General features: G+C 43.3%; 17 protein-coding genes. 8 read left to right on the top strand and 9 right to left on the bottom strand.

All coding sequences use genetic code 11. The features are described from left to right. Positions 1–15 precede the first annotated feature (15 nt). From ACVBIL_RS09760 to ACVBIL_RS09775, 4 genes are all read right to left on the bottom strand, one after another. Positions 16–3,366 carry a YdbH domain-containing protein gene (locus ACVBIL_RS09760; RefSeq protein ID WP_447166785.1) on the bottom strand — a complete coding sequence of 1,117 codons (3,351 nt, stop codon included), beginning with the start codon at positions 3,364–3,366 and terminating at the stop codon, positions 16–18. A gap of 263 nt (positions 3,367–3,629) precedes the next feature. Continuing rightward, positions 3,630–4,628 (bottom strand): FUSC family protein, encoded by a 999-nt coding sequence (locus tag ACVBIL_RS09765; protein WP_447166786.1) that lies wholly within the window; start codon positions 4,626–4,628, stop codon positions 3,630–3,632. A gap of 163 nt (positions 4,629–4,791) precedes the next feature. After that, a complete protein-coding gene (locus ACVBIL_RS09770) occupies positions 4,792–5,088 on the bottom strand; it encodes an HdeA/HdeB family chaperone (RefSeq protein WP_447166787.1) in 297 nt (98 codons plus the stop codon). Between the two features lie 385 nt (positions 5,089–5,473). Continuing rightward, positions 5,474–6,322 (bottom strand): D-hexose-6-phosphate mutarotase, encoded by an 849-nt coding sequence (locus ACVBIL_RS09775; protein WP_447166788.1) that lies wholly within the window; start codon positions 6,320–6,322, stop codon positions 5,474–5,476. Positions 6,323–6,541: 219 nt separating this feature from the next. Here ACVBIL_RS09775 and ACVBIL_RS09780 point away from each other — a divergent pair, with 219 nt between their 5' ends. Together ACVBIL_RS09780 and yjjG are read left to right on the top strand one after the other, a co-directional pair. Next, on the top strand, positions 6,542–8,365 hold the full coding sequence (locus ACVBIL_RS09780) for an acyl-CoA dehydrogenase C-terminal domain-containing protein (RefSeq protein WP_447166789.1): 1,824 nt from the start codon (positions 6,542–6,544) through the stop codon (positions 8,363–8,365). Between the two features lie 583 nt (positions 8,366–8,948). Continuing rightward, positions 8,949–9,635, top strand: a complete 687-nt coding sequence (yjjG, locus tag ACVBIL_RS09785; protein WP_447166790.1) for a pyrimidine 5'-nucleotidase — start codon at positions 8,949–8,951, stop codon at positions 9,633–9,635. A 14-nt stretch (positions 9,636–9,649) separates the two neighbouring features. On the opposite strand, the gene ACVBIL_RS09790 is transcribed toward yjjG, so the two are convergent. Next, entirely contained in the window at positions 9,650–10,261 is a 612-nt protein-coding gene (locus tag ACVBIL_RS09790) for a DUF938 domain-containing protein (protein WP_447166791.1), read from the bottom strand. 194 nt (positions 10,262–10,455) lie between these two features. Here ACVBIL_RS09790 and ACVBIL_RS09795 point away from each other — a divergent pair, with 194 nt between their 5' ends. From ACVBIL_RS09795 to ACVBIL_RS09805, 3 genes are all read left to right on the top strand, one after another. Then, positions 10,456–10,824 carry a hypothetical protein gene (locus ACVBIL_RS09795; protein WP_447166792.1) on the top strand — a complete coding sequence of 123 codons (369 nt, stop codon included), beginning with the start codon at positions 10,456–10,458 and terminating at the stop codon, positions 10,822–10,824. Between the two features lie 26 nt (positions 10,825–10,850). Continuing rightward, positions 10,851–11,153 (top strand): Fis family transcriptional regulator, encoded by a 303-nt coding sequence (locus ACVBIL_RS09800; protein WP_447166793.1) that lies wholly within the window; start codon positions 10,851–10,853, stop codon positions 11,151–11,153. 286 nt (positions 11,154–11,439) lie between these two features. After that, a complete protein-coding gene (locus tag ACVBIL_RS09805; RefSeq protein WP_447162868.1) occupies positions 11,440–11,622 on the top strand; it encodes a hypothetical protein in 183 nt (60 codons plus the stop codon). A gap of 184 nt (positions 11,623–11,806) precedes the next feature. On the opposite strand, the gene ACVBIL_RS09810 is transcribed toward ACVBIL_RS09805, so the two are convergent. Beyond that, positions 11,807–13,954, bottom strand: coding sequence for a bifunctional 2',3'-cyclic-nucleotide 2'-phosphodiesterase/3'-nucleotidase (locus tag ACVBIL_RS09810; RefSeq protein WP_447166794.1), 2,148 nt, complete (start codon positions 13,952–13,954; stop codon positions 11,807–11,809). 322 nt (positions 13,955–14,276) lie between these two features. Next, positions 14,277–16,460 carry a M3 family metallopeptidase gene (locus tag ACVBIL_RS09815; protein WP_447166795.1) on the bottom strand — a complete coding sequence of 728 codons (2,184 nt, stop codon included), beginning with the start codon at positions 16,458–16,460 and terminating at the stop codon, positions 14,277–14,279. Positions 16,461–16,686: 226 nt separating this feature from the next. On the opposite strand from ACVBIL_RS09815, the gene ACVBIL_RS09820 reads away from it, so the two are divergent. Together ACVBIL_RS09820 and ACVBIL_RS09825 are read left to right on the top strand one after the other, a co-directional pair. Beyond that, positions 16,687–18,195, top strand: a complete 1,509-nt coding sequence (locus tag ACVBIL_RS09820; protein ID WP_447166796.1) for a dipeptidase — start codon at positions 16,687–16,689, stop codon at positions 18,193–18,195. Positions 18,196–18,455: 260 nt separating this feature from the next. Continuing rightward, positions 18,456–20,030 (top strand): methyl-accepting chemotaxis protein, encoded by a 1,575-nt coding sequence (locus ACVBIL_RS09825; RefSeq protein WP_447166797.1) that lies wholly within the window; start codon positions 18,456–18,458, stop codon positions 20,028–20,030. 219 nt (positions 20,031–20,249) lie between these two features. Here the strand turns inward: ACVBIL_RS09825 and rarD are convergent, their stop codons facing one another. Beyond that, a complete protein-coding gene (rarD, locus tag ACVBIL_RS09830; protein WP_447166798.1) occupies positions 20,250–21,197 on the bottom strand; it encodes an EamA family transporter RarD in 948 nt (315 codons plus the stop codon). 513 nt (positions 21,198–21,710) lie between these two features. Continuing rightward, positions 21,711–22,691: a transposase gene (locus tag ACVBIL_RS09835; RefSeq protein WP_447166799.1), complete on the bottom strand. Its 981-nt coding sequence runs from the start codon at positions 22,689–22,691 to the stop codon at positions 21,711–21,713. A gap of 610 nt (positions 22,692–23,301) precedes the next feature. Here ACVBIL_RS09835 and ACVBIL_RS09840 point away from each other — a divergent pair. Further along, positions 23,302–25,236 (top strand): B12-binding domain-containing radical SAM protein, encoded by a 1,935-nt coding sequence (locus ACVBIL_RS09840; RefSeq protein WP_447166800.1) that lies wholly within the window; start codon positions 23,302–23,304, stop codon positions 25,234–25,236. The last annotated feature ends 268 nt before the right edge of the window (positions 25,237–25,504 follow it).

The following is a 25,504-nucleotide window of genomic DNA, read 5'->3' on the forward strand; positions in this document are numbered from 1 at the left end:
GTGACACCTTTTGGGCTATTTTATAGCACGCTCAATTTGATTCTGTAAATTATCGCCTATCTGTAAACTTCTGAGTAACTGTAACATGTTCTCCTCTTGAGAGTAGTTGAAGTGAATAGGCCGCTCAACTCCTCGACTATGTCCTTTTACATGCACTTTTAGTATGGCATCCCCTAAGGCGTTCATATCGAAGGTGCTTGATAGCTCCGAATAATTTAAATGTTCAAGTGCTGAAAATGCAAATTCTAAGTAGGGTTCGCGTTGTCGCATCTTATCAACGGCGGGGTTATCGCCGATGGCGATTACTCCTCCAGGTGCTCTTGCGGCAAGCCTTCCGCCACTGACACTGGCTTTGCCTTTTTCGATACTGACAGGTAGTACGCCATCGAAAATACCATCAGCAGATATCCCCACCATAGGATGAATAGCTAATACCTTTTTTAAATCAATATGCTGCAGTACAAAGTAGGCCGATGATGGTTTTTTAAGATTTAATTGAAATTGCGGGATCAGCAGTTGACCACCTAAGAGATCGCCCTTGGCCGTTAGCCCAACAGACGCTTGTTTGATCCCAAATAGCTGCTGCGCTAACGCTAAGTTCTGTTTGCTGTCTTGAGCTGGGGTTAATGACTCTAGTGTGGACTCTGTACTGAATGACACTGCCGCTTCAGCGTTGATATCGGTGATGAGTATGCCGGGATTGAAGGCCTGTAGTGAAAGTTTTATATTGTCACAGTTAAAAGCACTCGCGCGCATTTTTGCACTGTCTTGTTGCCAACTAAACTGACACAGCGTATCGATATTACCGCCTTCAAAAGGTAAGTCATATAGTGTTCCTTGGATATTTGATACGCGGGGAACGAGTGATAAATCAAAGGCAACTTGTTGCTCTCGGCTTAGTTTATAGTGCATTGCCAGTTCAGTATTGCCTTGTATATCGAGCGATTTAGGCAAGCTGTCAGTTTGGCTGAGAAAAGCAATAATAGGGGCAAACTTACTGCTAAATTGCCAGTTTCCAGTTAAGTTGAAACGGCTTAAATCGTGTAAATTTGGCGTGAATTGGTGCTGACTCGTTAGAGTAAGATCGTTTACCTGCCAGCTTTCATCGCTGTTAATCTGCTGGCGTTTGAGGCTTAACTTTTGGGTTAACTCAACGCTGTCGAGTAGAGCAAGCTTTTGCTTATTGAGGCGCTTGTTATGCTGCCTGCTTTTTGTGTGCTCGGCTGGGCTGTAGCTTGATTTATCGAGGCTCAGCTTGGCAAGGCTTAAGCTTATTTTATTACTTAGTTGCTGGGTTAGGAGTTCAGCAAAAAACGATTGGTTTTGAGCGCGGTTGTTATCACCATCACCACTACTGTTGCTTACACTGGCGTTATCTGAGCCAAAGTTATTTGAGCTTAAGTTATTTGAGCTTAAGTTATTTGAGCTTAAGTTATCTGAGCTTAAGTTATTTGAGCTTAAGTTGACTAGCATAGGCTGCTCAAGCACCAAGTTAACGTTATTAAGCTGGAGCAGATAGCGATCGTCTAGCGCATTATTAAGCTGTAAATCTCCTTCAATACCCGTTACCTGATAGCTAAACCTAGGAAGTGTAAGCTCGGTTGCTCCAGAATGATAATGGTACTCGATAGCAGAGTGGGTAGAGAGCTTCGTTTGTGCAATAAGGGCATTCAGCTGAGGAGCCGCAGGCTCACCTGATACTGTATTTAGTGCAAGTGTGTTTAGTGCAAGTGTGTGTGCGTCAGTCATGCTTAGAACCGCTGTTTTTAGCTCATGGCTGCGGATCCGTAGACCATTAGTCATCTGAGTGCCATTACTGGCGACTTTGATGTTATAGCGAGTCTGTTGCTCAAATTCTTTTATTGCTAATTCACCCTGCAAATTTAATGCAGCCTTGTCAATTTCAATAAGGTAGGGGAGAGTGCTTAGCGTTGGCCACAGTTTATTGAGTGTCACAGTTTGAGTATGTTGGGCTTCAAGTTGCCAGTCGGCATTGATCTGATAGTTATTAGTCGTCGCCGGTGATGGGGTTACAGGTGTTTGGTAACTCAGCGATGAAACCAAAATGCTTGCATCGAGTTTACTGTTTTTCAGCGTCAGTGACAGTTTAGGTACGAGTATCTGCGGCGAAGCTTGCACTTGTTGGCCTATATGGTAGCGCAAACCGTTTTCTAGCTTGAGTAACAGACTTGGGCGTTTATGCTTGTTCTGTGTATTAAGGCTTAACTCTTGATATAATTCTCTTAATGCATTCTCGAAAGGCTTGTCGTTGAGCTGATGCAGTAAGCGTTCAAACTGGCTATCATTTTCAGCCAAGTTGAGCGGCAGTTCAAAGGGCTTAACTACCAAGGTTGGCGTGGCAATATGGCCATTAATATCAAAGTTAAGGGTGCCTAATTGCTTTTGCGCCTCTTGCTTGGTAACGATATTCTGCCCAAGGCTTATAGGCTGTAGGGTAAAGTTTGCAAAGTTGTTTAAGACTAACTTAGTGCCATGTAAGCTGTGCTCCGACGTTAACATAGCGGTTTTTAAATCCAGTTTGAGTGTTGAGTCTAGCGTGGCATCAAAGCTAATGTTTTTGGCTTCTAACGCTTGAGTGAGCCGGTAAAGTGGTGCTAAGAGGCTGACATTGTGGCCGTGAGACTGAGCGTGAGCCTTAGATTTAGCTTGGTTTGCTGCAAGTGTTTGTTCCGTTGCGGCCAGACGTCGACTAAAAGATTGCAGCAGTGTTAAATCAATATTGGTTTTCGCATCCCATTGTTTAGGGGTTAGTTTGGCAGTAAGGCTTAGTAACTGATTATTATCTATCTTTATTTGGCTCTTGAGTTCTCCGAGCTTATTTAAGCTCAGGTTGTTCAATTCAAAGCTTGGCGCGCTTGCATCTGCGCCTTTAAGGATGATATGTATCTGCTTAAGGTCAATATTGGGGAAACCATCAAAGGTGAGGCCTATCGTCGGTCCTGCTTCATTGTTGTTCTGGCTTGATATGGTTAACGCGCTTGGCGCAAGTTGTACCTCTACCTTGTCGACAGATAAAGCCTGTAAATCGCTGACCTTAAATGCCCATGGTTTAGTGTTTTTATCGAACTGCAGGTCAATACCTGTGATCTCAATATCACTGTCATCAACGGTCAATTTAGCGTTTGAAACATGCCATTGCGTTAAGCTGGAGAGTTTATAATTAAGCTGATGGATTTGCGTGTTGTATGGGGCTAGAAACTGATTGGCGAAATAGATAGTAAGCCGCTGGTATTGCCAAAGAGCGACCATAGCAGCGATGGCCACAAGCGTAACTAGGCTTAATAGCGAGAGTAATGTATAGCGCGCGGCTTTTCGTCGCCAAGTTGTCTGCACTGCTTGTTGCACTAGTCGGGTTCCATCTGTAGTGGGTTAAAGAATTTGTTTGGCTGCTCGCTATCATTATAGTCCGAGGATTCTAACATCTTAACTAAAGAGCTGAATAGGCGAAGAATTAGCAAGTCGGTTTTCAATGCGGTTCCATGAAGTGGATGAACAGCTTGATGCTGGTGTCGACGCTAGGTGTGCAGCGTGTGATTAGCTAATGTTGAATATTCTCTAATATTAAAGATTTGCTATAGCTGCTCACTAAGAAACACCTAAATGCTGGCCTAATTATCCTTTGGTTTATTAGGCCACCATTTTTTTCCTAAATTGAGCAAGAACAAGCTGATTGCGACCCAAACACAACCGATCAGAGTATCTATAAAGCGCCAACGGATCAGAAATCTATCTCCTCCTTGTTGTGACATGATCAAATCGACAATCAGTAATATCAATAACGTCATTAACCCGCTAAAAAGTAGATAGTTTTGTCGTAAAAAGGTGGGTATAAAAAATGCTAGAGTCATAATAATTAAAGGTAAGCTCCAACCTGGTAAGTAGACGACACCAATATAAGCACAGATGACTCCGAGCAAGGTGCCTGTAACTCGCATCCAGACTTTTTTCCAAGCATTTGCCACATCTACATGCATAACAAACAGGACCGTTATCCCCACCCACGATGCATGTTGTACGTTTAGCCAGTCAGCCGTTAACATTGCTGCTAGGATAGTGATTGGTAGGGTCAATCCATAGAGAGGACCATTTAAATGACCAGATCTAAGTTCGCGCCATTCATTAGCAGGAGACCAACTTTTCGCTTGAGTAGGTAAAAACCGGGTTTGCATCAGGGTTAGCATAAAGGCCAGCATAGCGCCGAAAAGGTAGGCTAGCGCGGTATTGAATGTCGCAGAGAAACCCATTTCTTCAAGCATTAAGGCGGCAGCGACAAACTTCCCTAATAAACTAAAGTAACTCTGCTCGGGTGTAGGTTGACCCGCAATAAAACTGATAATGAGAAGTGCGGTAATCGCCAGGTTATGGTGTTTGACTAATAGTGTTCCAAGCATCGCAGATAGGATTATTAATACCATCCCACCAACCATTGCTACGAGTTGATATTTGGGATTACTGCGGGGATCGAGTCGTAATGTAAACATGGCCCCAAGTGCAATAAATGCAGATATTTGTAGGGAAAGCCATTGTTGTAACAAAAATGGCGTCCCCATAGCTAGGGCATAGACAGTGCCACGGATCCAATCATCCTTGTTTGGGACTGTTAGCACTAGGACGTTCCAAACGGGTTAGCATTATTTTGCGACATAGGCTGGTCTGCTTGGGTATTATTTTAGATTGTGTATCAATAGTTTCAGTGTATTTGATACAGGCAAGAGACTGAAAAGTCTGGATGTGCAACTGCGTGAATAAATGCATCCAGACTTATTCATTTTATTTAGTTTTTTTGACGGCAGCACTGGCTTTAGCTGTTGGGTTCTTTTGGCAAAAATCAATAATATCATCAACATCGACATCATCAAGTGCATCGATTTCAATCATATCAAAATCTCCCGTTGATTCATTGTAACTATATAAGTAGCCAACAACGACGGGGATGGTTTCATAATCAACCTCTAAAAATTGAGCACAAGTCATATCTTTAGCTTTTGTCCCTTTTGCAGCATCTGCCTGAGCTATTGGGGCTATTGATAACGCAAGAGCGATCAATGCTAAATTTTTCAGAAACATAATGTCACCTCTATTGTATGAGGCTTATGCCAGAGCGCATCAGCCTTCGAGTTAGAGTGTAGACTATGATTTTGTTCGCTGTATTAGGGGCTTCTTTGTTGTGTTTCGGTGTTTGTGTAATGGTCACTGTGAAGTGTCAGTGTCAGTGTCAGTGTCAGTGTCTGTGTCTGTGTCTGTGTCTGAGTTTGAATATGAATAATAGCGTGAGCAAAGTGAGGGCTATAAACTCAGCAGGAATATGAATTCAGCAGGATTATGAATTCAATAGGATTATGAATTCAATAGGTTTATTAACTCAGAACTCAATAGGGGCTACGGACTCATTGAGAAGTATGAGCGTAAGTAAGAGAGAAGATCTGTGGTTAGACCTTCTCATGTTAAACGTTTACGCTTTCCAAGCGATATGGGTTGTCAATGTATGGCTCTCGTTAGGCGCCAATATCACTTTATCTTCTAATACATTTGCCGCTTCTAAACATACCATCGTCAGATAGTCATCACTGTTGAATCGAGATAAACGCTCAGACTTCTCTATCCAAGGGTTCCAAAGCACGGCGCTCTTGCTGTTTTCGCGGCGCACTTCAATTACACCATCTGGTGTATGTAGCTGCTGGCACTCGCTTAAATCTGTATAAACCCGGTCAGTTTCACGGGTAAAATCAACGCTATCACCTTCTTGTGGGAAGGGGCCTTTAGCAAATTCAATATACTTAGACGCACTAAAGCCTGTCGCTTTTAATTGATGAATATCGCGTATTGGAAAATAGCTGTGCAACGCCTGAGTTAGACTGACATCGTAATCACCATGATTGGTGTTGACTAGACTTACCGACAAAGTATCACCTAACGTAAATAGCATTGTGACTTCGGTGTTGTGTGGCCAATAGAGTTTATCTTCGTCACTAATTTTCAAGGTAAACTTTAAATCAACCAATTGATTGCGCATCTGTACCGATTCAAGTGACCAAATACGGGTACGAGCAAATCCGTGCTGAGGAAAGTCTGGGTTATCACTCATACCAAACCAAGGCCAACACACTGGAATACCGCCCCGAATACCATTACCTGGTTCATAGTCGTCGGCGCCGGACACCCAAAGTAATGGCTTTTTGCCTACAGGCTCGAAGTAGTCAATTTGTGCGCCTTGCATAAAAATTCTGGCCTTACACAAGGGGGTGTTGACGTCTACATATTCCAAACCATTAGCATGTTTATTAGTGGTGACTGAACCCATGAGGTGGTGTCCTTTCAAAGCGTTAGCACGATTATTTGATTTAGCTTACCCGTTTTTCAATATCGAGATAAGCATTCTTTTGACTGTATTTACGGTAATGCTGTTCTGTTGAACAAACAAAGTCATATTGTTGCTGAGTTTTTGGTCAAACTTAGTTATGGTGGTCAGAGCACCGACCATTACTAATAACTATTAATAAGAGATGAAAGGGACGACATTATGCCTATTTACCAAGCGCCAATACGAGACTATCAATTTGTTCTAGGCGAACTTCTCAATGTTTATCAACAAGAAAACCTAACTGGCTTTGATGAATTTGACCCGGAATTGATTGATGCCGTTCTGCAAGGCGTCGCAGACTTTACCACTGATATTATGCTTCCATTAAATGGCAGTGGGGATGTGGAAGGCTGCCGCTTGGTTGATGGTAAAGTGGTCACACCTAAAGGCTTTATCGATGCTTATCAGCAGTATGTGGATAATGGATGGGCAACGTTAACCTGCGATCCTGAGTATGGTGGCCAAGGTTTACCCGAGGTCGTAGGCGTTTTCGCCACTGAAATGAAAACGGCTACCAATATGGCATTTGCTATGTACCCAGGACTTACTCATGGGGCTTATGCTGCTATTCACGCTCATGGTAGTGATGTATTAAAAGCTAAATACTTAGAAAAGCTGGTGAGTGGTGAGTGGACCGGTACCATGAATCTAACCGAATCTCACGCGGGCACAGACTTAGCACTGCTACGAACTAAAGCACTGCCTGTAGGCAATGATAGCTACTCGATCACTGGTGAAAAGATTTTTATCTCGTCAGGCGATCACGACTTAACTGACAATATCGTTCACTTGGTTTTAGCCAAGCTTCCCGATGCGCCGGAGGGCGTAAAAGGGATCTCTTTGTTTGTCGTGCCTAAGGTTATGATTAATGACGATGGTAGTTTAGGTGAACTCAATAAACTTTGCGCATCAAGCCTTGAGCATAAAATGGGGATCCATGGTAACTCGACCTGTGTAATGAATTTTGATGGGGCGATTGGTGAACTCGTCGGCGAGCCGCATCAAGGGCTGCGAGCTATGTTCACCATGATGAACCAAGCAAGGCTTGGCGTTGGGGTGCAAGGTTTGGGCGTATCTGAAATCGCCTATCAAAATGCATTAGCTTATGCCAAAGATCGTGTTCAAGGGCGAGCACTCAGTGGCGCGAAACAGCCAGAACAGGCTGCAGACTCCATCTTGGTGCATGGTGATATTCGCCGAATGTTGTTGTCACAAAAAGCCTTTAACGAAGGCACTCGAGCATTGATGGGGCAGCAAGCACTTTGGCTTGATGAAGCCGAGAGACACCAAGACCCTGAGCAAGCTAAAGCGGCGTCAAAGCTTGCAGCATTGTTTACTCCAATAGTGAAAGGTTTTGTTACTGATCAAGGTTTTAAGGCGTGTGTTGACGCTCAACAAGTCTTTGGCGGGCACGGTTATATTCACGAATGGGGCATGGAGCAGTTTGTGCGTGATAGCCGTATTGCGATGATCTATGAAGGCACCAATGGTGTGCAGGCGCTTGATCTTGTCGGGCGAAAAATACTATCAGATAAAGGCGCCACCTTGCAGGCATGGTCTGAGCAGGTTAAAGGCCTTATTCAGCATAATATGTCTAATGATGCGATGAAGCCTTATATTACCGGCTTGATGGATGCAGCGGGCGATCTTGAAAAAGCCACGGGCTACATAGCCGCGAATGCGCCAAAAAATCCCGATATAATTGGCGCGGCGTCTATGGCTTATATGCAAATATTGGGTATAACAGCGTTAGCATGGATGTGGACTCGAACAGCCGAGAAGGCGTTACAAGCTTTAGCCAGTGGTACTGATGAAAGTACATTTTATCAAGATAAGTTGAGCACAGCGCAATTTTATATGAACTACTGGGCAGTGCAGACTCGGAGCTTACGTAAGCAAATTCAAGCGGCAAGTGAAGGTATTATGGCCTTTGATGACAGTGCGTTTTTAACGCGTAAAATGGCTTTAACGGAGCACTCCTGACTGCCATAGCGGGAAGGAGTGTTTTCGATATCAAGGTCTAGATTGAATAACCTCACAATAATACCAGTCAGTATAAGAAGTTGATCTACTCAGAACGTTTTTGGGCAAACTAATTCAAGGCGAATAACTGAAAGAATGGTTGCTCCCTTGTGAAGTTGTTCAACGCAGAAGTAGGCAGCCAAAAACGCTCCAGAATGGCGAGTTTTAGCGGCTCTGATACTGTGAATCTTATGGAACAAGAGGGAGCTTAAACGTAGAATTACTATGCTCTTCACTCGTTGCCTTGTCTCAGTGCCGCTAAACTCTCGCTGAGCGACCAAATCTTTATACTGATTGGTATAACCAATCCTCATCCCTTCGCCGTAGATTAGTTTGTCAAAAAATACGCTAAGTCGATCACCTTTTATTAGGCTTGCGATAGTGACTGAGATAGTGATTGCGATTAGACAACAGCACCGCTACTGCGCTAATCTTGCCGCACTTTACCGACTGCACTTTTCAATTGATTGCAATATTCACAATTGATTGCAGTATTCACAACAGTATTTAGCAGCGATGGCTGTATTCATTTAATAGGATAAACATGCAGTATAAATGGGTACTTTTTGACGCAGACGAGACCTTGTTTCACTTTGATGCTTTTCAAGGCTTACAATTAATGTTCTCCCGTTTTGATGTGGATTTTACCCGTCAAGACTTCCTTCAGTATCAAACGGTAAATCAACCGCTTTGGGTTGACTATCAAGACGGTAAGTTAACCGCTCAAGAGTTGCAGAATATTCGTTTTGAATCATGGGCAGACAAGCTCACCGTTTCAACACAAAGACTTAATAATGATTTTCTTGCTGCAATGGCTGAAATTTGTCAGCTGCTACCAGGTGCTCAAGCGTTAATTGACTCGCTAACGGGGCGCGTCAATATGGGGATTATTACCAATGGATTTACCCAATTACAAACCATACGTTTAGAAAAAGTGGGCTTAGCTGATCGTTTTTCGCCTTTGGTGATCTCTGAAGAGGTTGGCGTAGCTAAACCGGATGTGGGGATCTTTAATCATGCATTGCAGTTGATGGGCAATCCCGATAAGGACTCTGTACTGATGGTGGGTGATAACCCGCATTCAGATATCTTAGGCGGCATTAATGCGGGTCTTCATACCTGTTGGCTTAATAGCAATGGAGCAGAGAAGCCTGACGGTATTAACCCGCATTATCAAGTGGGCTCTTTGTGCGAACTTCGCCAGATATTAGCGGCAAAGCTGGTGGCTTAAAGCTTATTAACGCGTTAGCTTTGCTTTTCAAAATGCAGCAGACGGTTATTAGCAGGCATGGGGTAATCAGTGATTAACACTAGCCCCTGTTTTGCTGCGAGTTCAATAATCCATTCAATATCTCGAATTGCGCTTTGTGGGTTTTGCTCAAACAACCACTGATCGAAGTTGCGATTACTGTCGCTGCTGTATTGTCTGTGATAGTTAAACGGGCCATAAACGCAAAATTGTCCGTTAAGCGCCAAATGCTTCCCTAGTCCGTCAAATAAATCTTCGACCATAGACTTAGCCATAATATGCAAGGTATTGGCGGTAAACACTGCATCAATCTGGCCCTTTTCGCGTTTATCTATTGGCCAATCTTGTGTGACATCAAGTACCAATGGGGCGTGTAAATTGTCGCTTGGTTCTTGGGTTAACCAGGCATTGATCCCTGCGTGATAACAGAGTTGATCGCTGGTTTGCCAGGTGACATGGGGCAAGAGCTTGGCAAAGTAGACCGCATGCTGCCCCGTGCCACTGCCAATTTCGAGTACTTGGCTGGCTTGGCTAAAGCTATGCTCTAACACTGCACCTATAGCTGTTTTATTGTTTTCACAAGATTGAGAGTAAGGTAATGAGCTCACTGTTGATGCTTAGTTATCGAATTAGGCTTACTGTTTTACCGCGTCTATTAACTAAATTCAATGATTTGCTTAAGAAAGCGCTCTGCTCAATAAATCATGCTGTTAACACACAATATCCCCCGCAATAACCCTTAGGCGTTGTAGATAAAAAGCGTTAATATCTAAGCACAATTTTGAGGTTAACAGGCATTATTTTGGCTATAGAACAAAATGAGATCGTTTCACTCTTGAGTGAACTTGAGTGCAGAACTAATTTTTCAATCAAGAAAGTTACCGAGTACATGCTTCCTAAGTTGAAAGAACCGTTTTATCTGTATGTGGATGGCAAACAAGCACAACTGGTGATCCGTCCCGCTTATGAAGTGTTTAAAGCTGACTTTAGCGCGATTGAAGGCGTGAATGCCAAAGACCAGTATTGTCATTACTCTGAGATGACGCGATTCCCTAAACGAGTGCAAAAGAGCGTGAATGGTATTCACTATGGGTTAGCCTTTAGCTTCGACTCTAAAGACGCTCTAAAAGCCTTTATTAAGAAACTGATAGCGATTAATCAAGGTCAGTAATCGTTACAGCGGGAAAGGAGACTGAGTTGAGAAAAACCGATAAAAAAATTGATAACACGATTCGCATTATCCTGACTCAGGTTTGTGAGGCCGCTAAGGAGCAAGTTGCAGGGTTTATGTGGGTGACTCACCAAGTTAATTTTGCAAAAATGCCAGACAGCTTGATGATAAGTTTTATATTTGAGTCACAAATCTTATTGGATAGGGCGATCAGCAGCGGTGAGACTGCACGAATACAGACATTGACCCAAAAGCTCTTGCAAGCAGAGGGCATAACCTTGAGCAAAGTCAGTAAACAGTGTCGATTTCACGTTGCGCCGGCTAAATAAAGCGTGCTTATGGCGTGTTCACGGGCGTGATTTTACGTATTAGCAGTCGTTCGTTGAAGTATTAGCTTACGTATTAGCTTACGCATTAGCTTGGCTGCCCAGCTTTGTATCAGCACTTATTTTAGCCGTTGCATTATCTTTTTTAGACCAGACACACCAATGGATGTTTGACTCAGTATGGAATGTTTAGAAACATTCTTATACTAAAATCTATATCTGCAGTTAACTTAATATGGTTTACACTGTTACATAATAAGTGATGAATAGGACAAGGAGTCGAATAGACATGGAGCCTAATAAGGTAAGGTCTCAAGAATCGATGCATGATTCTGATATTGAAGCGCTTTTATCTGACTTGAATCATAAGAGACTGAAGTTTTTTGCGTTAATGGTTGCCATTATCGCAGGCATTCCAGCAGGGTTTTATGGTGCACGCTGGGTCTACCAATTGTTTTTTCCCGCAAACTAGTGGCTGGCTTAAGTTAAAAGCTTAAGCATTTGTTTCAGTCTAAAAGAAGCGCCTAGTGATTGAGTATAAAAAACCCTACTTATCGCTAAGTAGGGTTTTTAGTTTATTAGAGCTTGTATTTAAGTTTTAATTTAACTTACTTTAAAGGCGCCTTATTCACTTTGTGTTAGCTACTTTGTGTTAACTACTTGGCTTTAGCCGCGCAGTTGAACTCACCGTTGTAGTCAAAGTTAAAGTTGAACTTAGTAAAGCCTTCAGTACCCGCTTTAGTGTCTTCTTCTTTCTCTGTAGAAAGACCTGTGATGCCACTGTCAACACAGCGGAACGCTTCATCAAGTGTTGCCGAGGTAAACCAAACGCTGTCTGTGTTTGGTGCTACAAGCTTAAACACTTCAGCATTCGGGAAGGCCAATGATGCATCACCTTGGTTGTCTGCTAGCGAGTCTTCTAGGTAGTATTGCACTAACTCACGGTTATTAAATGCCGCTTCTTCTTTAACTAGAACGGCTTTATCAACACCTGGCATTTTCACGTTAGACGCGCGGTAGTTGTTAGTGATGACATAGATTTCTGCATCATCAGCAATTTCAACGCCGTTATAAGTTAGGCTGTCAATCTGCTCACTAGTGGTAGTCTCATACTCAAAGCCATTAATCTTGATGTACTTTGATTCGTTTTCTACGTTTACAGTGTACTTCAGTAGGCCTTCACCAGCTTGGCTGAAACCACCAAAGAATACGTCAAAGTTATAGCCTGGGAATGATTCATTTAGGAAGCGTTCATCAGCTGCTAAAGGTAGGCTGTTGTATGCGTTTGAGTTAACCCACTCAATCCAGTTCTTCATATCAGAACCCGTCATCTTCAATACAGCTGGTGTATTGTTATCAAATACATAGATATCAGCAACAGATGCGTTAGTTAGCTCGCCTTCTTGGATGTTGGTAAAGTCTTGTGGACCGTTACGGCCAGACTTGAAAGGTGCAGAAACTGACAAGAAGATAGCGTCGTCAGCAGCATCTTTAAACTCACCTTCAGCTTTCCACTTCATTAACTGGTGCAGTTGCGCTTCGTTAACAACCTGAATAGATAAATCAGGTACCACTTGTGGGAAGAAACTGTTCATGTTCACATCGATTGAAGCAATAGATGTAGACATGTAATCAATCGTGCCTTGGTGCTCTTTAGCCACTAAGTCTTCGATGATTGGGTCAGAGCTGTTTGGTACTAGTGAACGAAGCTCTGAAGTTGACTGAGTATGGTCAACGCTCCAGCTTTCGCCGTTATCTTTAGTTGTTAGGGTTAAGTCGATAACACCTAACTTAGCGCCCCAGAAACCAGGCATAACAGCTGGAACACCATTAATTAGACCAAGCTTAGCATCGACACCTTCGATTTCACCGTATTCACCCGTTGTATTTGGGAATTCACGATGATCGTGGCCAAACATGATTGCATCAATATTATCGACATAGGCAAGGTGTAATGTTGCGTTTTCAGCAAACTCATTGTCATTGTCATTTAGACCTGAGTGAGGAATCGCAACAATAATGTCTGCGCCTTCAGCTTTCATCTTAGGCACATAATGTTCAGCAGTTTTCTTGATGTCAGACACCATCACATTACATTTAAGTAATGATGCATCCCAGCCCATAATGTTTGGCGGGGTAAAGCCAATTACACCCACTTTAATTAAGTAAGACTCGCCGTTACTGCTCTTAAATTCACGATCTAAGATCACATATGGCTCATACTTATGCTCAGCTTGGTCGTAGAACTCTTCAGTAATGCGAACTTCACACTCTTGTGCAGCATTGCTTACTTTCTCTAGCGAGTTATCAACTTTCCATACGTTAGCGCTCACATAAGGGAAGTCTGAACCTTTAAGTGACTCATCAAGGAACTCTAGGCCGTAGTTAAACTCATGGTTACCCAAGTTAGCGGCATCGTATTGCAATTCATTCATTGCTTTGTAAACAGGGTGAGTATTTTCTTTAACGTGCTCAGTACCCAGCGACGCCATATAGTCGCCCATTGGGCTACCTTGGATTAAATCACCATTATCAAACAGCATGCTGTTTTGAACTTCATCACGCGTTGCTTCGATAACCAAAGATGTACGTGCTAAGCCCCATTCAGGTAACTTAGTTTCGTTGACTTCTTCGCTGACAAAGTAATTGTACGGCATCACGTTGGTGTGGATGTCAGTCGTCTCCATCAGGCGAACGCTGATGGTATTGTCTTTATTATTGTCATCATCATTATCGAGCCAATCACAGCCAGTGAGTCCCAGTGATGAAGCGATAACAACGGCTAGCACTTTCTTATTTAACATATCCATAACTCTTATATTTGTTTAGACCCCGAGAAGGAGTGCTCCTTCCCAAAAAACTAATAGGTTTATTTTTGGCATAACTCACTATTAGCGGGGTCAGAGTATAAAGATAATTGATGAGAGATTTGTGATCTTGACTGGGTTTCGCTTGTATCAATTTGTTGCGCTACGTTCTACTGGCTGGTTGCCTTGTTGGTGGTTTAAACGTCTGCTTTTAAGGTGTTTTTTAGATGTTGCAGCTGGCAGAAATAATGGCGAACGACATTTTTATGGCACAAAAAAGACACGCAAAATGCGTGTCTTTTTATTGAACATTAACGCGTTACTTAGCTAAAAGACCACGGCTGCGAAGTAGTGGGTCAATGCCAGCTTCTTTACCACGGAACTGCTTGTAAAGTTGCATAGGATCTTCACTGCCGCCTTGAGAAAGAATGTTATTTCTAAATGCATCCGCTGTTGCTTTATCGAAAATACCATTCTCTTTAAAGGCCTCAAACGCATCGGCGCCTAAAATATCAGACCAGATATAGCTGTAGTAACCCGCAGAGTAACCGCCAGAGAAGATGTGTGAGAAGTAAGTACTGCGATAGCGAGGTGCTATCTCAGAGATGAGTCCCATCTTGTTTAACGAATCGGCTTCAAACTTAGCCGCATCTTTTGGCGTGAAGTCAGTTACTGTGTGCCAATCTAAATCAAGCTTAGTCGCAGCCATATATTCAACGGTAGCAAAACCTTGGTTGAACTTGCTTGCGGCTTGAATTTTCTCCACTAGCTCTTGCGGGATCACTTCGCCAGTTTTGTAGTGCTTAGCAAATTGCGCTAATACTTCTGGTTGTGTCATCCAGTTTTCCATCACTTGTGACGGGAACTCTACATAGTCCCGTGGTACAGAGGTACCCGCTTGTGAGCGATACTCAACGTCCGACATCATGCCGTGCAGCGCATGGCCAAACTCATGGAATAGCGTGCTAGCTTCATCGAATGTTAACAATGCAGGCTCATCACCGACTGGGCGAGGGTAGTTAAGTACGTTGACGATGATTGGCATAGAGTCAGTGCCATCCATGTTGTACTGTTGGCGATATGAGTTCATCCATGCACCGCCACGCTTGCTGTCGCGAACGAAGTAGTCACCCATAAAGATAGCCATTAGCTCGCCATTTTTGTCATACACTTCCCAAGTTCGCACTTCATCATGGTACTTAGGTAGATCAGTACGCTCTTTTACTGTGATGCCAAATAGACGATTTGCAGTATAAAACACTCCTTGAAGTGTGCTTTCCAAAGAGAAGTATGGCCGAGTTTGCTGCTCATTAAAGCTGTATTTAGCTACGCGGATCTTATCTGAGTAATACCACCAATCCCATCCAGCCACTTTAAATTCATCGCCTTGTGAGTAGATAAGCGCTTGCATGTCAGCCACTTCAGCTTCTGCTTGTGACAATGCTGCTGGCCATACTTTGTTGAGTAGGTCATAGACGTTTTCAGGTGTTTGTGCTGTACCCTCTTCAAGCACAAAGTGTGCATGAGTTTTGTAACCCATAAGCTGAGCACGTTCTGCACGCAGTGCCGCCATCTTCGCTAAAATCTTCTTGTTGTCATTAGCGTTATCGTTATTTCCACGCTCAACATACCCCTTGTAGAGGGTTTCACGCAGATCACGGTTATCAGCATAAGTTAAGAAAGGGGTAATCGATGGGCGTGAAGTGGTAAATACCCATTTGCCGTCGTGACCACGTTTTGTTGCGGTTTGTGCTGCGGTATTTATCACGTCATCAGGTAGGCCAGCTAAGTCAGCTTTGCTATCAATCACTAACTCAAATGCGTTGGTTTCAGCGAGTAGGTTATCGCCAAACTCTAGGCTTAGCTTGCCAATTTGTTCGTTAAGCGCTCTAAGCTGGGTCTTGTCTGTTTCGCTCAAGTTAGCGCCACCACGAGTAAATGACTTGTATGTGTCTTCTAACAGTTTTGCCTGAGCAACATTAAGAGACAAGCTGTCGCGTTGGTTATAAACGGCTTTTACTTTTTGAAAGAGGGCATCATTAAGCAAGATATCGTCACTGGCTGATGACAGCATCGGCGAGACTTCCTTAGAAATTGCCTGCAACTGCTCATTAGTATCTGCACCCGTTAGGTTATAAAATACGCTAGCCACTTTAGTGGTCAAATTACCTGAAAACTCCATCGCCTCGATAGTGTTCGCAAAGTTTGGCTTTTCAGGGTTATCAATAATCACCTGAATTTCGGCCTGGTGCTGAGCAATACCCGCTTTAAAAGCGGGTAAATAATGTTCAGGTTTGATTTTAGAAAAATCAGGAATGCCGAAATAAGTATCATACGGCTTGAAAAATGGATTGCTGGCATTACTTTCAATGATTTGCTGTGCAACAACATTTGGAGCGACTTGTGTATCAGTGCTCGTGTTAGTTGTTGAAGCGCTACATGCGCTAAGTGCTAAAGCTAGAGCAACTGCAGTAACGACTGGTTTGAGGGTTAATCCCTTCATATTTATGTCCCCGAATGTACTTGTTTAAAAATATCGCCAATTAGATTGCGTTGGTGTTAACTTCTTTAAGTATCACGCTTTAATGGGGTGAATCTATTAAAAAACCGTATTGTTTGTAACAAACCGTGCGTTTAGCGATTTTTTACACATTTATGGGGGATTTTTATGGCAAACTGCTGTGGATTAATAGCGTTAACGTTTAATTGATAATAATAAATGGAATACCATGAAACCTTTACCTTACCTATTGATACCGCTCCTGGCATTGGCATTACTTTCTACTGCCGCGCAGGCTGTCACACCAGCTTCTGAAAAAGTGGCTAAATATGCCGTTGATACCTATTCAAACCAGATGGTCGACGATTTAGCGACATTAGTTGCCTTTAATACTCAAGCGATAGCAGGGTTAACACCCGATACAAATCCAGAATTTATTGGCTTTAAAAGCGAACTTAAATCACTAAGCCAAGCGCTAGGTTTAGATTATAGCGACCATGGTTATCTTGTGTTGATTGGGCTTGGCCAAAGCGAAGATAAACTCGGCGTTATCACCCATGGCGATGTACAACCGGCCACACCATCACTTTGGCAACAGAGTCCCTATATATTGGATACTCAATCAGAACCGGGTAAATTAATTGGTCGAGGTACAGAGGACGATAAAGGCCCCATCGTTACCGCTATGTACGCAATGAAGTCGATTAAAGATAACAATGTCCAATTAAACAAACGCATAGAGTTAATGGTTTATATGGCTGAAGAGTCTGATTGGCAGCCGCTGAGAGACTTTTTACAAACCTATACCCCTGCAGATATTAATATCACCATTGATGCCCAATATCCGGTTGTGACTGCCGAGAAAGGCTGGAGTCAAATTAAATTTACCATCCCAACAATGGCTAATCCGCTCGCTAAAACACCACAATTAATTAGCTTTAAAGGGGGCGCTTTTTCAAGTCAGGTCCCGCAACAAGCAAGTGCAGAACTCGCTCATATTGACAGCGCTCTGTTAGCAAAACTTGAAGCCGAGTCTTTGGCTCAAAAGGGGATGAGTTATCGCTTTCAAGCAAAAGGCGAACGGGTCACTATTTTTGCAGATGGCAAGTCTACTCATTCATCAACCCCTGAAGATGGTGTCAACGCAGTGACCCATCTGGCCCGGTTGTTATCTGGATATCACTGGCCAAAATCTACCGCAGCGCTGACCCATTCATTTATTGATGAAATGGTTGGTTTAGGGATTTACGCAGAGCAATTTGGTGAAATCGCATATAAAGATGACTTTATGGGAGAGATGACCTTAGCACCTACTGTGGTTAAACAAACGGATAAGGGCACAGAAATAACCATTAACTTAAGACGGCCAAAAGGCAAGACTGCAGAGCTTCTTGAGCAGCAAACATTGGCTGCTATGGCGCAGTGGCAACAACAACATCAGGTATCAGTGATTGAACTTGAAAGCTACTGGGGCAAACCTATGGTGATGGAAGGAGCACCGCATGTAGAGACATTACTCGATGTGTTTGGCCACTTTTCTGGCGTAAAAGATCCTAAGCCAGTTGCCATTGGTGGCTCGACTAATAGTAAACTATTTCCTAATGCCCTGAGTTTTGGCCCGACTATGCCGGGTGTGGAATATACTGGCCACAGTGAAAATGAGTTTATTACTTACGATCAATTAATGCTGAATTTAAGGATGTACACGGCCGCCTTTATTGAGCTTGCGGGTCAATAATGTTGGTTAATAAAAGGCGTTAATCTAGGTTAGCGCTTTTTAAATCTGTGCATCTATATCTCTTTCAAGCTGAAATGAACACGTTTTTTATCGATTTTGCTATTGGTGACTAACTCATGACTTTCCCTTTAACTCATGATTGTGATCTTAAACCGAATTTATCCAAGTGCTTGTTTAATTTCGTGATAATAATCAATCCCTTTTGAATATTATTTTGTCAGAATAATCGCTGATGTTTATCCGCGAAAAGACTTAAAATAATGCGAAACAACCAACCGATTACCCAAACAGAAAAGACCCTAACCGATAATTGCATTTTGCTATCGACCACCAATCTCGATGGCAATATCAAATACGCCAATGAAGGATTTATTCAGGTTAGCGGCTACAGTTTCGATGAGTTACAACGCCAGCCCCATAATGTCGTTCGCCATCCTGATATGCCAGAGGCAGCATTTAAATCACTTTGGGAGCGAATTAAACAAGGTAAGCCATGGGTCGGCATCGTTAAAAATCGCACCAAAAACGGTGACCATTATTGGGTGAATGCATATATCGCCCCCGTCTATGAAAACGGCAAGATCCACGAGTACCAATCGGTGCGCCGTAAAGCCACTCCAGAGCAAATAAGCCGTGCCCAAGGGATCTATCAGGGGATTCAAGCGGGTAAAACGCCTCAAGCATTACGTAAACCCTTGTTAGGTTTTAGCGCAAAACTGTACGCATGGTTAATGTTGTCTGTTTGTTGTGCCGTGCTACTTGCTAGCTATTCGCCAGTAATGGCAGCGATAGTCGTAGGCGGGGCTGCCGTTGTTGGTCTTAAGCTAATCCTAAAACCCTTTAATCTCTTGGTGGCGCAGGCAACCAAAACGGTTGAAGATCCATTAGCAACAGGGGTGTTTACTGGGCGACAAGATGAAATCGGTAAAGTGAGTTTTGCTCTGCAATTTCTACTGACCGAAACCGGTGGTGTGGTTGGACGTATGGCAGATTCTGCAGGCGCTATTGAGTCCTTAAGCGGAAGCTTAAACGACACTATAGCCAATACTCGCCAGCGTGCAGATAGCCAGAGCCAACAAACGAGCCAAGCAGCAACCGCAATGGAAGAGATGAGCGCCAGCTTTAATGAGGTGAGCCAAAACATTCATAATGCGGCTCGTGAAATGTCGATGAGTAACCAGTCGGCTGAAAAAGGCCATGAGTTACTCGTGCGCGTTATCGACTCTATCAATCAACTTAAAGAAGAGGTGGGCAATTTTGCCTCCGTTGTCGCATCTATCGAACAAGATAGCCAAGATATTAATAAGGTATTGGATGTTATTCGTGGCATTGCCGAGCAAACAAACCTGCTGGCATTAAATGCAGCCATTGAGGCCGCAAGAGCTGGGGAGTCAGGACGAGGCTTTGCCGTCGTTGCCGATGAAGTGCGTCAACTTTCAAGCCGAACTAGCGAGTCGACATCGCATATTGAAGCGATTGTGAGTAAATTTAGAGACAGCACTGAAAGGGCTGGTATAACAATGGCAGCAGGGCAACAAAAGGCTGAGCAGTCAGTAGAACTCGCTAAGCAAGTCGATGAGTCTTTTGAAGCGTTGCGAGAGTCAATAATCAAGATGAATCTGATGAGTGATGAAAATGCCTGTGCAATGACACAGCAAACAACCGTAGCCAATGATATTAGTCACTCGATACAGGTGATCAGTGAACTGTCATTAGAAAGCTTAGAGCAAACGATGGATGCTACAGAACGGGGCGAGCAGGTATCGCGTCTATCGACCAAGACCCATAATTTGTCGAAGCAGTTTTGGGAGCAAAGCGTACAGAGAAAGATATGATTTAAAAGAAGGAAGAGCAGGTCTTAGGTTCTAGGACCTAGGTTCGAGGAAAAGTTGAGACGGTTAGGGCTAAGACGGTATAAGCTGAGACGGATAATGCTGCTTTGTTTAGGTTGGGCTTTAGGCCATCGTTCCTGTGATTTAGATTAAGATTAAGATGGTACAAGCTGGTGGATGAACCGTAGTGCTAATCGCTACGGTTCAGCCTAACGTGTATCACTAACTTGGATGTTTGCTGGCTCGATACTTATGCTTCATATTTTTTAGCACAGGAAGGGCCTCGAGTGAACATAACAGTAGCCCGGTCCATATCAGGGCAAAACTTACCGCTTTAACCTGATCAAAAACTTCATTAAATAAAATAACAGCAATAAGGAATTGCAAGCTAGGTTCGATATATTGCATTAGCCCTATCATCGAAAGGCTTGTTGCTCTGATGGCAAGCGCAAAGAAGACTAGAGGCATTAACGTCACAGGAGCTGAGCCAATATACAGCAGCAATACCGATGTCTGTCCTGATAACGCTGAAGATATTGCCACACTTTGATCTGAACTCCACAACCAGACTAAATAGATCGCGGCAAATGGCATTAATAGAGCGGCTTCAACAGTGACAGAGGTCAGTGAGTCAAAGCGAATAAATTTTTTGCACAAGCCGTATAGCGCAAAAAAGCTGCCCATACTGAGTGCAAGCCATGGAAGTTCTCCATAGCTATAGACCATGTAGCTGATACCGCAGAACCCCAAAAATACCGCCATTTTTTGTGCTGCAGTTAATTTATCCCCAAGAAACAGTACACCCAAGCCGATAGCAAAAAGTGGGTTAATAAAAAACCCTAAGCTGGCGGCAAGCACTTGTCCATGGGTGATAGCCCAAGTAAAGCTGTACCAAGAAACGCACATAATCAGTGATGCCAACCCACACAACAGCACAGACTTTTTGTCGGCTTTAAGCTGTGAAATAGAAGGCATCTTGCGACCCATAAGTAGGAATACCACTATCATAAAAGGGACTGAGAACAAGATCCTAAACGCCAATAATTCATTAATATTCGCACCAGGAAGGAAGTGATAATAGAGCGGCATCAAGCCCCAAAGTAAAAATGAGAAAGCCGCAAGCGCATTTCCCTGGAATGAAGAGGCGTTGTTTGGTGTTGTAGCATGCATATAAAATTAATTGAAAGGGTTAGCGAGTAAGGAGATATATTTTCTCATTAGCAGGGCGCAAAGAGTGTGATGTGAATCACTCTGTTTATCTATATGCCCATAGTGCTGTTATTTACCATGACAGTACTATTTATTTAATAGTTTGAGATTGGTCATTGTTTAAGCATTTACCGTTTGAGTCCTTTATTTATATCTCCGTATTCTTCGTGAAAGCGCAGCGCTTCGTGGTGAAAAACAACATGGCCATCCATATTTATTCCACTTTAATTGAAAAAAACATGGCCATCCATATTTATTCCACTTTAATAGAGTCTACAAAATAATCGGGGTGACTGACATACAGTCCCAAGCCGTAAAACCATATTTCTGTGGTGGTACACTAACATTAAGCGTAGAACCGTTTTCAATCACTTAAATTTCGGCTATTTCACCAGTAAGCAAGTAACAAAAATGCCGAACATAGGTTCGGAAGCTTTTTTCTAAATATTGAGTTTTGGCCATTAAGCGGCTTTGCTAAGCGCTATCTAACCATCGTCGACAATTAGCGGCGCCTTGTCTTCGTTTACGCTCTAGATGTTCGCAGTACGCATCGAGTTCTTCAAGCGTGCCGACTGGACCTTTGAATAATCGACTAAAATCACTCGTAAGCTTTATCCAGTTTGCTTGTGGAATATTAAGCCTTTGGAGTATTGTCAAAGAGGTAGCACTTATCGCTCCACGCTTATCATTTCGAATTACTCTCCCGGTATCATCAACCAGTTGCAGGTAATCTTTGGCACTGAACATCAGCCCTTTGGGCATATCCTTGCGTTCGTTACCAACAAAAGGCAGTAACGTACTGGGTTGCTCACCATTTAGGGCGGATTTAATTCTAAGCTGAATACTCGTGTGGTCTGAGGTTTCTGGGGTCTCAGCCATTTTTGCGCGAACAGGATTGAGGTCAACATAAGCCATACAAGCCAACACGGCCGCTTCATCAAGCAAGGCTTGAGATTTGAACCTTCCTTCCCAGAAACGACCGGTGCAGTTATCTTCCTTATTAGCCATGCGAGCAATGGGCTCATTCAGTGCCCGCATAAACCATGAGATATCACTTAATCTGCTGCGAAACAAAGCAATGGAGTGCTTTAGGCTCGTCACCTCAACACTTTCAATGACGTCACCTTTGGCAAATTTTTGAGTAATGTCTGTGCCTTTAAACAGTTGATGCCAATGTTCTACAACCTCTCTATCTGACCAACTGTTCGCTTCAAAAATATCCACCCTCAGCACCAAGTGGAGGTGATTAGACATCACCGCATATGCAGCAACATCTATCGCAAATACATTCGCTAACTCAAGAAGCCTTGATTCAACCCAATCACGACGATGCTCATAAGACTGGCCCGTATATTTATCGACGCCTGTTAGCCAGGATTTTCGCACGCATCTAGATGTGCAGTGGTAAAAAGGAGTGTCTTCCATGCTAACTAAGGTACTTCTTGGTCTGGCCATAACAACCTCTGTTCGATTGTGGTTATTAAAGCTTAGTCAGAGGTTGAAAATCCAGCCAATAATCATGGGTGTCACTGTTAATTTGCCAGGAGCGTCCATATATGTCACTGTTAATTTGCCACTTGAACGAGAGGTCTGGATACCGAGCTGGCCTTTTAACAAGGATGTTTTTTATTTCGTTGAGTCTACAGGGACGTACTTGAGGCGAGCCTCTGCAGTATCTGCACATTCCTCCGCTGGAAGCGATTTGCTTCACCATTATTCCAAGAGGTACACAATTTTAGATAAAGCGTAAAAAGAACCGTTGATAAAGTCATCTGCCACCCGCTAATTTTCGGGTTTTTATTTAGTACATTTGCTAGAATCCCTCATTATTTTTTTGGCTGCGCTTTTTGCTGCCACACTCTTTATAAACTGATGGCATTTACTGAAGCTATTTAGTGGCGGGTGTAACGGAAGCTTAGTGACCGTTTTCACTGATGGCTTTCATAGGCCAACTTTACGGACTTATCACAGTCCCGTTGTCACCGATACGTTTTCCAATGGACTGTTGCATCAAACCGTTCAGTTTCTAACAGAGTATTCAAGTTTTACTATTTAAAGGCAGGCTATGACCGTTCTTCTAATGACTCCACCTATGACCCAGCTCAATACGCCTTATCCGGCAACAGCGTATTTAACGGGTTTTTTACGCTCTCGAGGTTATGAGGCGGTGCAGCGAGATCCTGCTATTGAGCTTTTCCTAGAGATGATGACAGCGCCCGCGCTGGAGATTATTCGTCAACATGTGGAAGAAAACTACGAGCACTTTGAAGACGATCAGCTGCCTGATGTTATTTTCAATTTTCTAGCCGAGTATGACCGCTATCACCTTGCCGTTGAACCTGCTATTCGCTTTTTACAAGGAAAAGATCCCAGCCTTGCACTGCGTATTAACTCGCGCCGTTTTTTACCTGAAGGCCCTGCGTTTGACACGATTGCCCAGATGGAAGCGGTATCTGGCGATGTGTTGCAAGCGGCTTTTGGTAATCTTGGTGTACAAGATAAAGCCAAATATTTAGCCACGCTGTTTATTAACGACTTATCGAACGTTATCACTCAAGGGGTTGATCCTTACTTTGAGGTGAGCCGTTATGGCGAGAAGCTTGCTGCGGCCAACCCAAGCTTTGATAACCTTTACGATACCTTGATGGACGAGCCAAGTTTTAGCTCAGAAATTCTAGAACAGTTAGTCGAGCAATATTTAGAAGAAACCCAGCCTAGCGTGGTCGCATTAACCGTGCCTTTCCCGGGCAATATGCTGGGCGCGCTGCGTATTGCACAAACCTGTAAAGCCATCAATCCAGAGCTTCCTATTGTAATGGGCGGCGGTTTTATCAACACCGAGCTACGTGCGCTTAAAGATCCCCGTGTGTTTGAGTTTGTTGATTTTATCTGTCTTGATGATGGCGAGCGCCCATTTATTACCTTGCTTGAATATTTCCAAGGACAGCGTGAGATTGATGATTTGGTGCGTACCTATTTCCTTGCTGAGGATGAAAATGGCGAGCCTTACGTACACTTTAACGAAAACACTGAGCTGCACGATATCCCGCAAACCGATGTGGGTGCACCTGTGTATGACGGCCTGCCATTAGGTGAATATCTATCTTTGTGTGAAATGCTTAACCCAATGCACCGCATTTGGAGCGATGGACGCTGGAATAAACTTACCATCGCCCACGGCTGTTACTGGCGTAAATGTAGCTTTTGTGATGTCAGCTTAGATTATATCGACCGTTTTGATGCCGCTAGCGCCGATGTGTTGGTGGATAGAATAGAGCAATTGATTGAAGAAACTGGCGAGACAGGTTTCCACTTTGTCGATGAAGCGTTACCGCCAAAGCTTTTGTTTACACTCGCTAAGCGTTTAATTGAGCGCAATGTCGTGATCAGCTGGTGGGGCAACATTCGTTTTGAGAGAACCTTTAGCCAAGCGCGTTGCCAGTTACTCGCTGATTCTGGCTGTATCGCAGTGAGTGGTGGCCTTGAGGTGGCGTCAGATCGTCTGTTGAAACTGATGAAAAAAGGCGTGAGCGTTGAGCGCGTTGCCCAAGTCACCAAAGCCTTTAGTGATGCCGGCATATTGGTTCACGCTTATTTGATGTACGGTTTTCCGACTCAAACGGAGCAAGAAACGGTTGATTCGCTGGAAATGGTACGTCAGATGATGAGTCAGGGGTGTTTTCAGTCTGCATACTGGCACCGTTTTGTGGCGACTATCCATAGTCCTATCGGTATTAATCCTGAGCAGTTTGGTATTACGCTTTGCGAGCGTCCTGAGATTTTATTTGCTGAAAACGATGTCGACTTTACAGATCCAACGGGCACAGATCATGAAATGCTCGGCGAGGGGCTGCGTAAAGCGATTTACAACTATATGCACGGTATTGGTTTTGAGCAGCCGATGAGCTTTTGGTTTAATCAAAAAGTGACCAAAACGCAGATGAAGAAAGATCTGATCTCAAAAGCGATTAATAATCTAATTGAAACTAGCGAAGACTAATCGTCATTTTCTAGCTAAATAGCGATAAGTTTTAATGCTAAAAGGCCACTTTCTGCTGCAGAAAGTGGCCTTTTCATTTTTATAAATAAACGCTTATGAAGTTATAACCATAAATCTAGTGCTATCAATTTAGGACTATCAATATAGGACTATCAATATAGGACTATCAATATAGGACTATCAATTTAGTGCTATCAATATAGGACTATCAATATAGGACTATCAATATAGGACTATCAATATAGGACTATCAATATAGGACTATCAA

It is taken from the genome of Shewanella sp. 125m-7 (genome assembly GCF_052977045.1).

Bases quoted from the DNA above. Each gene is read 5' to 3' on its own strand.
- yjjG (WP_447166790.1), top strand. From the start codon at position 8,949: ATGCAGTATAAATGGGTACTTTTTGACGCAGACGAGACCTTGTTTCAC.
- ACVBIL_RS09805 (WP_447162868.1), top strand. From the start codon at position 11,440: ATGGAGCCTAATAAGGTAAGGTCTCAAGAATCGATGCATGATTCTGAT.
- ACVBIL_RS09825 (WP_447166797.1), top strand. From the start codon at position 18,456: ATGCGAAACAACCAACCGATTACCCAAACAGAAAAGACCCTAACCGAT.
- ACVBIL_RS09780 (WP_447166789.1), top strand. From the start codon at position 6,542: ATGCCTATTTACCAAGCGCCAATACGAGACTATCAATTTGTTCTAGGC.
- ACVBIL_RS09835 (WP_447166799.1), bottom strand. From the start codon at position 22,691: ATGGCCAGACCAAGAAGTACCTTAGTTAGCATGGAAGACACTCCTTTT.
- rarD (WP_447166798.1), bottom strand. From the start codon at position 21,197: ATGCATGCTACAACACCAAACAACGCCTCTTCATTCCAGGGAAATGCG.
- ACVBIL_RS09820 (WP_447166796.1), top strand. From the start codon at position 16,687: ATGAAACCTTTACCTTACCTATTGATACCGCTCCTGGCATTGGCATTA.
- ACVBIL_RS09815 (WP_447166795.1), bottom strand. From the start codon at position 16,460: ATGAAGGGATTAACCCTCAAACCAGTCGTTACTGCAGTTGCTCTAGCT.
- ACVBIL_RS09770 (WP_447166787.1), bottom strand. From the start codon at position 5,088: ATGTTTCTGAAAAATTTAGCATTGATCGCTCTTGCGTTATCAATAGCC.
- ACVBIL_RS09840 (WP_447166800.1), top strand. From the start codon at position 23,302: ATGACCGTTCTTCTAATGACTCCACCTATGACCCAGCTCAATACGCCT.
- ACVBIL_RS09810 (WP_447166794.1), bottom strand. From the start codon at position 13,954: ATGTTAAATAAGAAAGTGCTAGCCGTTGTTATCGCTTCATCACTGGGA.
- ACVBIL_RS09775 (WP_447166788.1), bottom strand. From the start codon at position 6,322: ATGGGTTCAGTCACCACTAATAAACATGCTAATGGTTTGGAATATGTA.